The organism is Amycolatopsis dendrobii (assembly GCF_014145675.1).
Lineage (GTDB): Bacteria > Actinomycetota > Actinomycetes > Mycobacteriales > Pseudonocardiaceae > Amycolatopsis > Amycolatopsis dendrobii.
This window is the reverse complement of sequence record NZ_JACGZW010000015.1, coordinates 1-14,402: the sequence shown is the minus strand read 5'-3', so window position 1 is coordinate 14,402 and position 14,402 is coordinate 1. Positions and strand designations below refer to the sequence as shown.

At 67.0% G+C, this 14,402-nt stretch carries 11 protein-coding genes; 4 read left to right on the top strand and 7 right to left on the bottom strand.

The features are described from left to right. Window position 1 precedes the first annotated feature (1 nt). Together H4281_RS36380 and H4281_RS36375 are read left to right on the top strand one after the other, a co-directional pair. Window positions 2-3,076, top strand: coding sequence for a type I restriction endonuclease subunit R (locus H4281_RS36380; RefSeq protein WP_182895411.1), 3,075 nt, complete (start codon window positions 2-4; stop codon window positions 3,074-3,076). Between the two features lie 22 nt (window positions 3,077-3,098). Continuing rightward, window positions 3,099-4,625 (top strand): serine/threonine-protein kinase, encoded by a 1,527-nt coding sequence (locus tag H4281_RS36375; protein ID WP_182895410.1) that lies wholly within the window; start codon window positions 3,099-3,101, stop codon window positions 4,623-4,625. Window positions 4,626-5,161: 536 nt separating this feature from the next. Here H4281_RS36375 and H4281_RS46685 read toward each other — a convergent pair. The 3 genes from H4281_RS46685 to H4281_RS45930 all read right to left on the bottom strand — a co-directional run bounded on the left by H4281_RS46685 (window position 5,162) and on the right by H4281_RS45930 (window position 7,356). Beyond that, window positions 5,162-5,605, bottom strand: coding sequence for a hypothetical protein (locus H4281_RS46685; RefSeq protein ID WP_312872246.1), 444 nt, complete (start codon window positions 5,603-5,605; stop codon window positions 5,162-5,164). 121 nt (window positions 5,606-5,726) lie between these two features. Continuing rightward, window positions 5,727-6,233, bottom strand: a complete 507-nt coding sequence (locus H4281_RS36365; protein ID WP_220508385.1) for a tyrosine-type recombinase/integrase — start codon at window positions 6,231-6,233, stop codon at window positions 5,727-5,729. Between the two features lie 55 nt (window positions 6,234-6,288). After that, complete coding sequence (locus tag H4281_RS45930; protein WP_182895409.1) at window positions 6,289-7,356, bottom strand: integrase core domain-containing protein; 1,068 nt, start codon at window positions 7,354-7,356, stop codon at window positions 6,289-6,291. A gap of 455 nt (window positions 7,357-7,811) precedes the next feature. Here H4281_RS45930 and H4281_RS36355 point away from each other — a divergent pair, with 455 nt between their 5' ends. Beyond that, a complete protein-coding gene (locus tag H4281_RS36355; protein ID WP_182895408.1) occupies window positions 7,812-8,210 on the top strand; it encodes a VOC family protein in 399 nt (132 codons plus the stop codon). A 46-nt stretch (window positions 8,211-8,256) separates the two neighbouring features. After that, complete coding sequence (locus tag H4281_RS36350) at window positions 8,257-8,877, top strand: CBS domain-containing protein (RefSeq protein ID WP_182895407.1); 621 nt, start codon at window positions 8,257-8,259, stop codon at window positions 8,875-8,877. A 10-nt stretch (window positions 8,878-8,887) separates the two neighbouring features. Here the strand turns inward: H4281_RS36350 and H4281_RS36345 are convergent, their stop codons facing one another. From H4281_RS36345 to tkt, 4 genes are all read right to left on the bottom strand, one after another. Beyond that, a complete protein-coding gene (locus H4281_RS36345; RefSeq protein WP_182895406.1) occupies window positions 8,888-10,270 on the bottom strand; it encodes an ATP-dependent 6-phosphofructokinase in 1,383 nt (460 codons plus the stop codon). A gap of 31 nt (window positions 10,271-10,301) precedes the next feature. Continuing rightward, entirely contained in the window at window positions 10,302-11,270 is a 969-nt protein-coding gene (gene glpX / locus H4281_RS36340) for a class II fructose-bisphosphatase (RefSeq protein WP_182895405.1), read from the bottom strand. Between the two features lie 44 nt (window positions 11,271-11,314). Further along, entirely contained in the window at window positions 11,315-11,902 is a 588-nt protein-coding gene (hxlB, locus tag H4281_RS36335) for a 6-phospho-3-hexuloisomerase (protein WP_182895404.1), read from the bottom strand. A 306-nt stretch (window positions 11,903-12,208) separates the two neighbouring features. Beyond that, on the bottom strand, window positions 12,209-14,311 hold the full coding sequence (tkt, locus tag H4281_RS36330) for a transketolase (protein WP_182895403.1): 2,103 nt from the start codon (window positions 14,309-14,311) through the stop codon (window positions 12,209-12,211). Window positions 14,312-14,402: the final 91 nt, after the last annotated feature.

Here is a 14,402-nt window from a genome sequence, read left to right as displayed (position 1 = left end):
AATGAGCGTGCACAAGGAGATCGCCTTCGAGGACGCGATCGAAAAGTCGCTGCTCGACGGAGGGTGGGAACGCGGGCGATCCGCCGACTACGACCCCGAGCTCGGGCTGTGCCCGGTCGATGTGTTCACCTTCATCGGGCGCACCCAGGCAGACCAGTGGGAGCGCCTGGTCGAGTTCGACGGCGGCCGGGACGAGGCACAGATCCGGTTCAAGAAGTACCTGGCGCGGGAGATCGACTCGCGCGGCGCGCTCGACGTGCTCCGGCACGGCGTCAAAGACCGTGGCGTCCTGCTCCGCCTCGCGTACTTCCGCCCGGCGCACACCCTCGCCGACGACGCGTTGGACCAGTACAACGGCAACATCCTGACGGTGACCCGTCAGCTCCGCTACTCACGGACCACGCCCGACAAGTCGCTCGATCTGGCCTTGTTCGTCAACGGGATCCCGGTCGCCACGGCCGAATTGAAGAACCCGTTGACCGGGCAGAACGTCGAGCACGCCAAAGCCCAGTACCGCCGGGACCGCGACCCCAAGGAACTGCTGTTCGCGCGCCGCGCCCTCGTGCACTTCGCCATCGACCCCGACCTCGTCTTCGTCACGACGAAGCTCGCCGGCGAGAAGACCCGGTTCCTGCCGTTCAACACCGGTTCCGAAGGACCCGGCGAGACCGGCGGCGCCGGCAATCCGCCGGCGAAGCAAGGCGGCTACCGCACGTCCTACTTGTGGGAACAGGTCTGGGCCAGGGAGGCGTGGCTCGACATCATCCGCCGCTTCTTGCACGTGGTGAAACCGACGAAGCCCGAGACGGGCACTCGCCGGAAAAGTCCGCATGAGCTGCCGATGATCTTTCCCCGATTCCACCAGTGGCACGCGGTCCGTCGCCTGACCGAGCACGCGGAAACGCACGGAGCGGGGCACAACTACCTAGTGCAGCACTCGGCCGGGTCGGGCAAGTCGAACACCCTCGCGTGGCTGGCGCACCGGCTGTCGAACCTGCACAGCCAAGCCAACGAGCCGGTGTTCGACAAGGTCATCGTGATCACCGACCGCACCGTGTTGGACAAGCAGCTGCAGCACACCATCCACCAGTTCGAGCACCGAGCCGGCGTCGTCACGCGCATCGGCGACGACCCCGAAGGCAAGGCGTCGAGTGTCCCGAAGTCGGAGCAGGTCTCCCAGGCGCTCTCCGGCGAGACCACCAAAATCCTGGTCGTCACGCTGCAGACCTTCCCGTTCGTCCTGGACAAGGTCAGCGGCCTGCGAGGCAAGAAGTTCGCCGTCATCGTCGACGAGGCCCACTCGTCCCAGTCCGGCGAATCGTCGGCCGCGCTGAAGAAGGTCCTGCTGAAGCTCGGCAGCGACGACATCGATGAAAACGGCGACCCGCTGACCGCGTCCGCGCTCGCCCGAGGCCGCCACGAGACGCTGTCCTACTTCGCGTTCACCGCCACGCCGAAGCCCAAGACGCTGGAGCTATTCGGCACCCCTCATCCGGTCACCGGCAATCTGCAACCGTTCCATGTGTACTCGATGCGACAGGCGATCGACGAAGGCTTCATTCTTGACGTCCTGCGCAACTACCTGACCTACAAGACCTACTGGCGTCTGGCGAACGCCAACCCCGACGACCGGGAGGTCGACGAGCGCAAGGCCGGCGCGCAGCTGGCCCGGTTCGCCGTGCTCAGCCCGGCCAGCCTCGAACAGCGCGCGGAAATCATCGTCGAGCACTTCCACCGCATGGTCGCGCCGCGATTGGAAGGCCGCGCCAAGGCGATGGTCGTGACCCGCTCCCGCGAACACGCGGTGAAGCTGTATCGCAAGATCAAGGAATACGTCGAGGTCCGCGGATACACCGACTGCGGCACGCTGGTCGCGTTCTCCGGCGAACTCGAAGTCGACAAGAACGCCGAGGACAAGGTGACCGAGGCCGGCATCAACGGCTTCTCCGAACGGGTGCTGACGGACAAGTTCGACTACACCCGCGCCGACGACCCGCACGCCGCCTCGAACCCGAAACCGGAGTACCGGATCCTCGTCGTCGCCGACAAATACCAGACCGGGTTCGACCAGCCGCTGCTCACCACGATGTACGTCGACAAGAAGTTGCAGGGTGTCGCAGCGGTGCAGACGCTCTCGCGGCTCAACCGCACGCATCCGCTCAAGAGCCAGGACGATCTCCTCGTCCTCGACCTCGCGAACGAAGCCGAGGAGATCCGGATCGCGTTCAAGCCGTTCTTCGAAAGCAGCATCACCGAACCGACCGACCCGAACCTGCTGTACGCCGCGCAGCGCACGGTGAGCGATTTCGCGCTCCTCGTGGAGTCCGAGATGGACGCGTTCGCCACCGCCTACCTGCGGGCAGAACAGGCAGGCAAGACGGATCAGCAACGGCAACGCGCCCACGCCGACCTGTATCGCTTCACCGACCCCGCGCGAGACCGTTTCGTCCAGCTCGCCGCGGACGACCCCGAGACCGCCGAAGAGTTCCGCTCCGCGCTCCGAGACTACGTCCGCAAGTACGGGTTCCTGTCGCAGGTCGTGCCCTACACCGACGCCGAACTCGAACGCCTCTACCTGTACGGCAGGTACCTGCTGTCCCGGCTGCCGCGTCGCGAGGACCCGGGAGTCGACCTCGGCCAGGTCGACCTCACCCATCTGCGGATCACCCGGACCGGCGAGTACGACGTCAGCCTCGACCCGGAAGGCGCCCAGATGCTGCCCGGTTTCACCGGCGACGGCGCCGGCGGGGCCAACGAGCCGGAACGGGTCTCGCTGTCCGAGCTGATCGCCGGGCTCAACGAGAAGTTCGGCGTCAACCTCGGCGATGACGACCTGGTCGGCGGCTCCGCGCGAGACGCGATGAAGGATCCCAAGGTGAAAGCCGCGGCGTTCGCGAACAACGAGGAGGACTTCGGGCACGTCTTCGACAACGTCTTTGAGGACAAGCTCATCGAACGCATCGAGAACGACACCAAGGTGCTGCAGAAGTTCACCGACGACGAGATCTTCAAAACCGACATGACGAAGATCGCCCGCCGGTACGCTTATGAAGCACTGCGTCGGGACGTGGCCTGAGCCGGTCGGCGAGAGGGGTGTCGTGAGTCAGCAGCGGGTCATCGCGGAGCGATACGAACTGACTGCGCCGATCGGCCGCGGCGGCATGGGCGAGGTCTGGGCCGCGTACGACATGCGGCTCGACCGCCGGGTGGCGATCAAGTTCCTCCGCCCGGAGTTCTCCGCGACGGACACCACCGGGCGCGGGCTGATCGCACGGTTTCGCCGGGAAGCACGGTTGACCGCGCGGCTCGAACACCCGGGCGTGCCCGCAGTGTTCGACGTGGGCACCCACGAACGCCAGCTTTTCCTCGTCATGCAGCTCGTGAACGGCACCAACCTGGCTGACCTACTCGCGACGAAGACACGCTGCTCGGTCGAATGGGCGGCCGCGATCGGTGCGCAGGTCGCCGCAGTGCTCGCCGCCGCGCACGAGGTCTCGCTGGTCCATCGAGACCTCAAGCCTCGCAACATTATGGTGGCTACCGACGGCACAGTGGTCGTTCTCGACTTCGGCGTGGCAGCATTGCTGGACGCGGACATCACCCGGGTCACGATGGCCGGCGAACCGGTCGGCAGCCCGGCCTATATCGCACCGGAGCAATGGACCTCGACCACCATCAGCCCGCGCAGCGATCTCTACGCTCTCGGCTGCGTGCTGCACGAACTCCTCGCCGGAGAACAGGTCTTCCAGGCCGACGCGCCGGCTCGGTTGATGTTCGCCCATCTGCAGGAAACCCCACACTCGCTGCGCGAGTACCGGCCGGACGTCCCCGAAGCCATCGAACGGCTCGTACTCGATCTGTTGGCCAAGGACCCGGCAGACCGCCCCGAAAGCGCTGCCGACGTCTACACGAGGCTCGTGCCCTTCCTACCCAAGCCTTCCGATCCCGAGCTGGCCGATCCATCCGATCCGACGGACCCCACCCGGCCCTATCGATTCCCACTCGCGCCGAGACCGACATCGAGGAAGGCCGCGGCCGCCGCACCGCAGCCGGACAACAGCCAGGATGCCGCGGAGATTCGCGACCGTGCCGCCCAGCTGGCCGAAGACGGTCGACTGACGCAAGCCGCCGCGCTCCTCGGCGGCTACCTGCGAGAACACTCGGCCGACCGCGGGGTCCGCTTCCAGTACGCGAACACCCTGTTCCTGGGCGGGGACTACCGAAATGCACTGCCAGTCTACGAGCAGCTCGCGGACGACTTGACCCGCAGCGCCGGGGGCCCGACCGACGACGCGATGTACTGCCGATTCCAGGCGGCCAACTGTCTCGCCGAGTTGGGCGAGATCACTGATGCGCTGAGCGAATTCCAGAGCATCCAGGCCGCCGAAGCCGGCCGCGGCCTCCCCGACAGTGAACTGGCGCGAGACACCCAAAACCAGGTCGCCGCCCTTCTCGCGGCATCCGGCGACTACGCAGGCGCGCTGCGCGAGCTGGAATCCGTGCTTGCCGCCACGGTGCGTCGACTGGGCACGCAACACGACGAGACAACCGAGCTGCGGCGGAAAGTCGCGATGTTGCGACGGGCGAGCGCGGGCACCGCGTCATTCCAGTGTCAGCGCAGATGAACCCGGGTGTTGCGGTCAGTTACAGAAAAGCCCGCCTTAGCCATGGCTTCGGCACGCGCGCGTTCGCGCGCAGCGTCAGCTCGGACCTCGTTGCCCGAATCGGCCGGCCGGGACAGGTTGTGGTGCAACCTGGGCCAGCCAGCAAAAGTCGCGCTTCCCCTGGTACTGCGCCGTAGGACGTGTCTCGCCAACGGCTCAATTGTCACAGGAGAAGCCAAGGTCGCAGTCGCGTCCTCTCAATTCTCAAAGCGCAGCGCGTTGGAAGCGATCACACCGAGGAACTGGGTCAATGCCTGCTCGAACTCCATGGTTCCGTCGATCGTGGCAGAGGCTGCATGGGTCAGTTCGTGCAGCAGTGTCCCGCAGTAGTCCGCCGGGTTCGACAGCTGGTCTCGCCGGATGACGATCCGCCGGTTGTCCGGCTCCGCCCAGGGTTTGATCTCCCGTCTGGCTCAGCCGCATGGTCTCGGAGATGACGATCTCGTCGACACCGACCGTAGCGGGGGTGACCTTCGCCAGTGCCATGGTCGGGCCGGTCAGCTGGTAGACCCCGGCTTCGGGTGCGGCAAAGTCATGCGGGTCGATGATCTTGAATTGGAAGCCGTCGTTCCATGTGCTCTATCAACGGGGTTCTCCGGGAAGAGCTCATGCTGATCGGCCACTGACTCATCGGGACGCCGAACGGCTGCCCCGCGCACGCCGGCAAGCGCTTGCAGGAGCCCCGGACCGACCTCAGACCAGCCGATCAGCAACGCCACCATCGTCACATCTACCGCCGGAGCAACCAACGGCACCACCCAGACCGGAACACCCAACCGAAGAACAAGCACCAACACATTCCCGAAACCGAACAGGAATGTCAGCCCAACCACCACACCGACCATGATGCTGACCGCCGAGACGACCGGATCACGCCGCACACCCGGCACCATCACGACAACCACCAGAGCACGCGTCGCAATACCCAGTCTGAACCGCACAACACCAGCTGACATTTGCGAGCCCGAGGCGAGCCCGAGACCTCCACCACACGACAACAGCAGCCGACACAGCACGACACCACCGACACCGTGCCACCACACGAAAAGGTCTTGTCCGGCATTACTCGACACCGCCCGACAGGTCAGGCCGTGGACTCTTAACCAGCGGGTTCGGGGTTCGAGTCCCTGATGGCGCACCCACACTCCCCAGGTTCGAGAAGTTTTCGACCTGGGGATTTGTGTTATCTAGACAAGATTCTTCCGGTTCCGGACTGTCCATTGTGGTCTCCTGCGAGCCCGAGGGGAGCCCGAGAGCGCGGGCCGGGTGCGGCACCGCTTTCCGAGGGATGGCTCCGGCGAGTTTCCGTGCCGCGTCGGCGGCGACTTCCTGGGCGACGTTGGTGTAGAGGTCCATCGTCACTTTGATCGACGAGTGGCGGAGCATGTGCTGGATGATCTTCATGTCCACTCCAGCCCCCAGAGCGAGCGTCGCCGCGCCGTGGCGAAGCACGTGCAACGTGACCGGCGGGAGACCGGCCTTCTGGATCAACCGGGCGAATTCGTCGCCCACGTCGGCAGGGTGCAGCGGACTGCCGTCAGGGCACGTGAAGAGCAAGTCGCTCTCCACCCAGTCGCTGCCCTGTGGGGTTCCAAAAGTCAGTCACCGGCCCTGACCAGTAGCTTTACGCGGCCCGTTCGTACTCGCTGATCAGACCTCCGAAGAGCTGTTGTCGCTTGATCCGCTGAGAGCCGAGGTTCGCCACGGGGTGGGTCGGCCGAGGTGGGCGAAGCTCGCGGGAACGATGCGGCCGTCGACCGTTGTAATGCCGGACATACTCGGCCAATATGACCCGCAGATGCCGCTCACCCACGATCAACACACGATCAGTGAGCTCGGTCCTGACCGTGAGCACGAACCGCTCGGCGTAGCCGTTCGCCCGCGGGCAACGCGGAGGAATCTTTACCGCCTCGATGCCCACGCCGGCCAGGACAGTGTCGAACGACGCAGTGAACTGGCCAGCCCGGTCGCGGACAAGAAACCTGAACTCGTCGACTCGATCACCGAGATCCATCACCAGGTTGCGGATCTGCTGCGTAGTCCACCCGCCGTCCGGATTCGTGGTCATGCCCAGGACGCGCACGTAGCGGCTGCCGACCTCCAGCACGAAGAACACATAGATCCGCTTCAGGGTGAACGCACAGTCGACGTGGAAGAAGTCGCACGCCAGCATCGTCGCCGCCTGCGTGCGCAGGAACCGCCGCCAGGACGTGTCGGTACGCCGGTCCGGCGCGGGAGGTACGCGTGCCCGCTTCAGGATCCACCGGATCGTCGACGCACCAACCCGGTGACCAAGCTTCAGCAGCTCGCCTTGAATCCTCTTGTAGCCCCAGTGGTGGTTCTCGGTGGCCATCCGTTCGACCAGCCCGGTGATCGCCTCGTCGACAGGCGGACGGCCGGCTCGGTGTGGGTAGGTCCACTTCGCGGCGACCAGGCGACGGTGCCAGCGCAGGATCGTGGCCGGGGTGACCAGCCGGTGTGTTCGCAGCGTCTTGGGCAGCAGCCGAACCAACGCAGCGATCACCGCCCGATCAGCCCAGTCCAGACGAGGTTTCGGGTTACCTCGGCGCAGCACAGCCACCTCATGGCGTAACACCAGCAACTCGACGTCCTTCGACGCCGACGAGCGCCCAAGCAACACCAGCAGACCCACCAGCCGGAGGAAGATCAGATAGAGCAAACGCAGCGCCATGGCTGGCGATCATGCCCTGCCCATCGAACGCGCCCGTCACCGCAGGTCAGATCCACGAACCGACTTCTGGAACCCCACAGGTTCAACAACGCCCGCAGGGTTTCCCTGATCCGGAGCAGCAACAACAGTCCCGCCGGACGCTGCCCCTTCACCGCCACGACCTTCCGCAGCCCAATGTCGAGGCGGCACCGCTCGATCAGATCATTGTTCTCCCGCGATCGCCTCGAACCTCGCGTCCAAGTACAAGCCCTGGAGGTTGTCGCGGCGGACCTTCTCCAGGCGCAGATGCCGGCGAGCGCAAGGCACCGTCCCCGTTCGTTCGACCCCTGCGCCCGCCCGTCCCGGACCCACCGCCGCCCATTCGATCGAGCGGGCTCCGGCCCCCCGGCGGCTGGTAAGAACACCGGGTACGTCCGCATTCCGGGCGGACATACCGGGCACGCGAAGGGACGCACATGGCTTTTCCAGGTTTGCAGCACATCGCGATCACCGTGTCCGATCTCCGGCGCAGCACCGAGTGGTACACGAGACTGTTCGGCGCCGGACCCGTCCTGGACGAGGACGAAGAAGGCGGCGAGTTCCACCACACGGTCTTCGCCCTCGACGGCGGCATGCTCTTCGGGCTGCACACCCACCTCGGCAGGGAGACCCGGGACCGGGCGGACGAACGCCGCACCGGGCTGGACCACGTCGGGTTCGCGGTCGCGTCGCACGCAGAATTGGCCGAGTGGGCCAAAAGGCTCGACGAGCTCGGCATCCCGCACGGCGGGGTGAAGAAAGCGCACTACGGCAGCGGCGTTTCCTTCCGCGATCCGGACAACATCCCGCTGGAGTTCTTCGCCGGTCCGGAATAACGACCCCACCAGGAAAGCTATGTGCGATCAGCGAGTAGCCGAAGTAATGGCACGCCAGGTCGTCTCAGTCGGGCACGACGCCTCGTTCCGGGACCTGGTCACGGCTCTGCTCGAACACGGCGTGTCGACGGTACCGGTCGTCGATCCGGCTGGGCGACCGATCGGGCTCGTCACCGCAGCCGACGTAGCAGCAAAGAGCGAGTTCCACGGCGGCGCGGACCGGCTGCCCATGTTCGGCGGGCCGCGCCGCCGGAGCCGGTGGCGAAAAGCGGGTGCGCGCACTGCAGGCGAGCTGATGACGGCACCCGCGCCCACGATCGCCGCCGACGCGCCCCTGCACGTGGCGCTCCGGCGGCTCGCGGACGCCAAGTCGGCTCAGTTGTGCGTAGTGGACCAGGAAGCCCGGCTGGTCGGATTGATGTCCCACCGCGACGTCCTGTCCGCGCTGCTGCGGCCGGACGCTGACATCCAGGCCGAGGCTGCAGCCGGTGCACCGGCGGGCATCGCGGTGCGGGTCGCCGATGGCGTCGTAACACTCACCGGCACCGTCGGGTTGAGAAGCGTTGCCGAGCAAGCTGTTCGGAGGGCACAGTGCGTGCGCGGAGCAGTCGCCGTCACCGATGAACTCGACTTCGGCTTCGACGACCTCACCGCGCACGCATTGTGAACCCGGCCGTTCAGCAAAAGCCCATCGGCACTTTCTCCCGGTCCGCCGCGGTACCGAATTCCGCGGGCTGGCAGGTGGTCTCCAGCACCGACATCCACAGGTCGCCGTCGGGATCGACCTGGTTGCGGCGGCTCGTCATCAGCGACAGCGGGACGTGCACGAAGCGCCGCCGCCAGCGCGCGACGGCCGCGGCGGTGCGGCCCGCCATGGCGGCGTGCACCGCCGCGTGCGCCAGCCGCAGGCAATAAACGCTGTCGTAGGGGTTGGCCGCGATGCTCCGGATCGCATAACTCGGGTCGATGTAACGCATCGTAGGAGGAAGACCGGCCGCGGTCAGGTGCGCGGCGACGCGGTCTTTGAGCAGTTCCCCTATGTTGCCGAGCTTGAGATTGCCCGACGCGTCCGTGCCGCGCCCGTTCCGGTGCGCCGCGCCGGGCTGGTCGAGCAGGTCCTGGCCTGCCCCCTCGGCCAGCACGATCACGACGTAGCCCTTCGCCCGAACGCGCTGCTCGATGTGGGCGAGCAGTCCGTCCGGTCCCTCCAGCGCGAAGGGAATCTCCGGGATCAGCACGATGTCCGCGCCGTTGGCGGCCAGCGCGGCGTAACTGGCGATGAACCCGGAGTGCCTGCCCATCAGCTTCACGATCCCGACGCCGTTCGGGCTGGACGCGGCTTCGACGGAGACCGACGAGATGAAGTCCGTCGCCCGGGCGAACGCGCTTTGGAAACCGAAGGACTGGTCCGTGAAGGGCAGGTCGTTGTCGATCGTCTTCGGCACCCCGATGACCGCGATGTCGAGACCACGCGCCCGGATCGCGTCGCTGAGGTACGTCGCGGCGCGCATCCCGCCGTCGCCGCCGATGACGAACATGACGTCGACGCCCCGCAGAACGAGGCTGTCGACCATCTCGTCGGCGTCTTGGCCGCCGCGTGAGCTGCCCAGGATGGTGCCGCCGTCCTTGTGGATGTCGCGAACGTGCGCGGGCGTCAGTTCGACGGTGTCGTGCCGGTGGTCGGCGGTCAGCCCTTGCAGGCCGTTCCGGAAGCCCAGTATTCGCTTCACCTGGTAGTGCACGGCGAGTTCCTGGACGAGACCGCGGATGACGTTGTTCAGCCCAGGGCACAGCCCTCCGCAGGTGACGATCCCGGCGGTGACCTGTGCCGGGTCGAAGTAGATCTTCCGCCGAGGACCCGCCCCTTCGAAGCTCGGAACGCGCGCCGGCGGAAGGCGGTGCCCGGCCAGCATCGACACGGTGTCCTCGAGCAAGACCCGGTCGCCCTCCGCGACATAGTGCGGAGAGGTCTGTTTCGTCGACAGCATCTCGGCGAGCGGCGAATCGTAACGACACTCGCCGAGATGACGAACGCGGAGGTCGTCCAAATGCAGCGTCACCGGATCTCCCTGGTCGTGCGGACAGCGTGGGTCACTCGAAGGTGGTGTGGGTCAGGTAGCGGATCTCGCCCCGGGAAATCAGAAGCGATTCGCAGGTGGTCTTGCCCTCGCATTTCCGGGGGCGGTCGAGGAGCGTTCCCCCGGTGACCCCGGTCGCGACGAAGAAGGCGTCGCCCGCCGCGAGTTCGTCGCATTCGTAGACGCGGTCCAGCGACATGCCCGCCGCGCGGATCGCGTCCGCCTCTTCGTCCCGCTGCGGGGCGAGGCGGCCGAGCATCCCGCCGCCCAGCGCGCGCACCGCGGCGGCGGTCATCACGCCTTCGGGCGTGCCTCCGACGCCGAGAAGCAGGTCGACGTCGAGCGTCGGCAAGAGCACGGCCAGGCTTCCGCCGACGTCGCCGCCCGCCGGGGTCTGCACCGCCGCACCGGCCCGCAGCACGCGAGCGATCAGGTTCTTGTGCCGCGGCTTGTCCATGATCATCACGCGGAGCTCGCTAACCTTCTTGCCGAGCGCGGCGGCGACGTTGGCCAGCGTGCGCTCAGGCGGATCGTCGAGGTCGACGACGTCCTTCGCCTGCGGGGGCACGACGATCTTGTCCATGTAGAACCCCGGACCCGGCGACCAGAGGGTCCCCGGCTCGCCGAAGGCGATCGTCGCCAGGGAACCCGGAAGATCCTTGGCGCAGAAGGACGTTCCTTCCAGCGGATCGACCGCGATGTCGAAATCCGGGCCGTTGCCGGTGCCGACGATCTCGCCGTTGAACAGCATCGGGGCGTCGTCCTTTTCGCCTTCCCCGATGACGACGGTCCCCCGGCCGGGAGCCTGCGCCAGCGCTTCGCGCATCGCCTTGGTGGCAGCCGCGTCGGCGGCCTTCTGGTCGTACCGGCCCACCCAGTCGTAGCTGGCGACGGCGGCGCTGCGGGTCGCGGCCAGCGCCACCGCCTCCAGTGCGTGGACATCGACGCACGCGCGCGGTGCGGCCTCAGTCTGACAGTGCATTTCGGGCTCCCATTCCGGTCGGTCGCATCAGGACGGCGAGGCCGCTATTCGAGATTCGCGTGCAGCCGCCACAGTTCGCGGGCTTGAGAGCCGCTGGTCTGCCACAGCGCGTGGAAGAGCGAATCCGTGATCAGCAGAACGGACTGTTCGAACAGGCTGCCGGCGTACTGGACGGAGGAGTTGCCGTCGAAGTCCTGCTTGTCCGCGGCCGGGATGACCAGCACCTCGGTCGCGGTCTTCGCCAGCGCCGACCCGGGCGCCGTGGTCAGCGCGATCACGTCGGCGCCCTGGGCGCGCGCGGTCTCCGCCGCGCGCACCACCCGAGCGGTCGACCCGGAGCCCGATGCCGCGACCAGGACGTCCCGCTCGCCGATCGCCGGAGCCGTCACCTCGCCGACGACGTGCGTCGGAAGCCCGAGGTGCATGAACCGCATCGCGGCCATCTGCAACGCGAGGCCGCTCCGTCCGGTGCCGATGGTGAACACCGCCGGCGCCTTGAGCAGCAACGCGCCGGCCCGGAGCCACGACGCGGACTGCACCGCCGCGCTCACCCGGTCCACCTCTCCGACGACCGCGCGGGTCGCTCCGGTGAAGAGCGCAGCGTCAAGTTTCTTGGGAATCGTGTTCGTCAACGAGATCTTCCTCCACTCGCGGGCGGGCGACCTTGGCGCGTCGCCTGCGCGGCCATCGCGCGGGCCAATCTGCTTAGACCACAAGGATTCGCCACCGTCGGCCTGCCCAGCAAGGCTTGCGGCATCAGGAAAAGCTATCCCCTGATTGGGATGACGAATAATGGCGGGGAAAAGGAAGCGGCCCCGGCGGTGTATTCCGCCGGGGCCGCTTCGTGCGGGCGTACCGTTCAGGAGGCTCCCATCAGCCCTTGTGGACGTGTTTCGGGCGGATGTTGCCGGATCCTCCTGCCGCCCGCGGCAACGACATCACCGCCGAACGGAGCGCACGCTTCGGCGTGCGGCTTCCACCACGGCGTCGACGGTGATGTCGAACTGGCTGTACAGGGTCTTGAAATCCGCCGACGCGCCGAAATGCTCCAGCGACACGATTTCGCCGGCATCGCCGACGAACCGGTGCCACGGCTGGGCGATCGCCGCTTCGACCGCCACCCGGGCCCGCACCGAAGGGGGCAGCACCTCTTCCCAGTAGGCCGAATCCTGCCGGTCGAACCACTCTACGCACGGCATCGACACGACCCTCGTGGGAATCCCTTCGTCCTCGAGAATCTTCCTGGCCGCTACCGCCAGCTGCACCTCGGAACCGGTGCCGATCAGCACCAGCTCGGGCGTGCCGGCCGACGCTTCGGCGAGCACGTAGCCGCCGCGTGCCACGCCTTCGGCAGAGGTGCCCTCCAGCGTCGGAACGTTTTGCCGGGTGAGCGCGAGCCCGGTCGGGCCTCCGGTGTTTTCCAGGGCGGCTTTCCAGGCATACGCGGTCTCGTTCGCGTCCGCGGGGCGGGCCACCGACATTCCCGGGATCGCCCGCAACGAGGCCAGGTGCTCGACCGGTTGGTGCGTCGGGCCGTCTTCGCCGAGGCCGATCGAGTCGTGTGTCCACACGTAAATGACCGGCAGTTCCATCAGCGCGGCCAAGCGCACCGCCGGGCGCATGTAATCGCTGAAGATCAGGAAAGTGCCGCCGTACGGGCGAGTTCCGCCGTGCAGCGCGATTCCGTTGAGGATCGACCCCATCGCGTGTTCACGGATGCCGAAGTGCAGCGTGCGGCCGTAGGGTTGCGCGGTCCAGGCGTCCGTGGAGATTTCGGCCGGGCCGAAGGAATCCGCGCCCTTGATCGTGGTGTTGTTGCTCTCGGCCAGATCCGCCGAACCGCCCCAGAGCTCGGGCAGCACCTCGCCGAGCCTGGCCAGTACCGCGGCCGACGCCTTGCGGGTGGCGACTCCCGTTTCATCCGGCTCCCAGACGGGCAGATCGTCCGCCCAGCCAGCCGGGAACTCGCGCTTGGCCAAGCGGTCCAGCAGGGCCTTGCCCTGCGGGTTGCTTCGTGCCCAGGCGTCGAATTCGAGCTGCCACTTCTCGTGGTCCGCCCGGCCCCGCGAGGCGGCTTCGCGGGTGTGGCGCAAGACCTCGTCGTCGACCTGGAAACTCAGCTCCGGATCGAAGCCGAGAGCGCGCTTGACCGCGCCGAGTTCTTCCGCGCCCAGCGCCGCGCCATGCACCCCGCCGGTGTTCATCTTCGTCGGGGCGGGGTAGCCGATGACGGTGCGCAGCACGATCATCGTCGGACGGGAGGTCTCCGCCTTGGCTTGCTCGATCGCGCCGAGGAATCCGGCGACGTCCTCGCCGCCGTCCACAGTGAGCACGTGCCAGCCGTAGGCCTCGTAGCGCTTCGCGGTGTCCTCGGACAGCGCGATGCGCGTGTCGTCCTCGATGGAGATCTCGTTGCTGTCGTAGATCACCGTGAGGTTGCCGAGTTGCTGGGTTCCGGCAAGCGACGACGCCTCGGACGTGACGCCTTCTTCGATGTCGCCGTCGGAGGCGATCACGTAGACGTGGTGGTCGAACACGCTCGTGCCCGGCTCGGCGTCCGGATCGAACAGACCGCGCTCGCGGCGGGCCGCCATCGCCATGCCGACCGCGCTCGCCAGGCCCTGGCCGAGCGGGCCGGTGGTGATCTCGACGCCCTTGGTGTGCCCGTATTCGGGGTGGCCCGGGGTCAGCGAACCCCACTTGCGCAACGCTTTCAGATCGTCCAGTTCCAGGCCGTAGCCCGAGAGGTAGAGCTGGATGTACAGGGTGAGGCTGGAATGTCCGGCGGACAGCACGAACCGGTCGCGCCCGATCCACTCCGGATCACCGGGGTCGTGCCGCAGAACCCGTTGGAACAGCGCATAAGCGACCGGCGCGAGGCTCATGGCCGTGCCGGGGTGCCCGCTTCCGCACCGCTCGACCGCGTCCGCCGCCAGCACGCGGACGGTGTCCACCGCACGTGCGTCCAGACTGCTCCAGTCTTGCGGGAACCGCTGGGCGGTCAAGCGGGCAATCTCGTCAGGGGATTGGTTTGCTGCCATGGAAGCGCACTCCCGATGATGTCGATTCTTGGCATATTCCGGAAAGAGCAGATCCGGCCCGCTGCGCGCCGAGCCCGTGTCCGGCGCGCAG

Excerpts from the sequence above, each read along its gene's own strand:
- H4281_RS36380 (WP_182895411.1), top strand. The coding sequence starts at position 2 with ATGAGCGTGCACAAGGAGATCGCCTTCGAGGACGCGATCGAAAAGTCG.
- H4281_RS45930 (WP_182895409.1), bottom strand. The coding sequence starts at position 7,356 with ATGGCGCTGCGTTTGCTCTATCTGATCTTCCTCCGGCTGGTGGGTCTG.
- H4281_RS36355 (WP_182895408.1), top strand. The coding sequence starts at position 7,812 with ATGGCTTTTCCAGGTTTGCAGCACATCGCGATCACCGTGTCCGATCTC.
- H4281_RS36350 (WP_182895407.1), top strand. The coding sequence starts at position 8,257 with ATGGCACGCCAGGTCGTCTCAGTCGGGCACGACGCCTCGTTCCGGGAC.
- glpX (WP_182895405.1), bottom strand. The coding sequence starts at position 11,270 with ATGCACTGTCAGACTGAGGCCGCACCGCGCGCGTGCGTCGATGTCCAC.
- tkt (WP_182895403.1), bottom strand. The coding sequence starts at position 14,311 with ATGGCAGCAAACCAATCCCCTGACGAGATTGCCCGCTTGACCGCCCAG.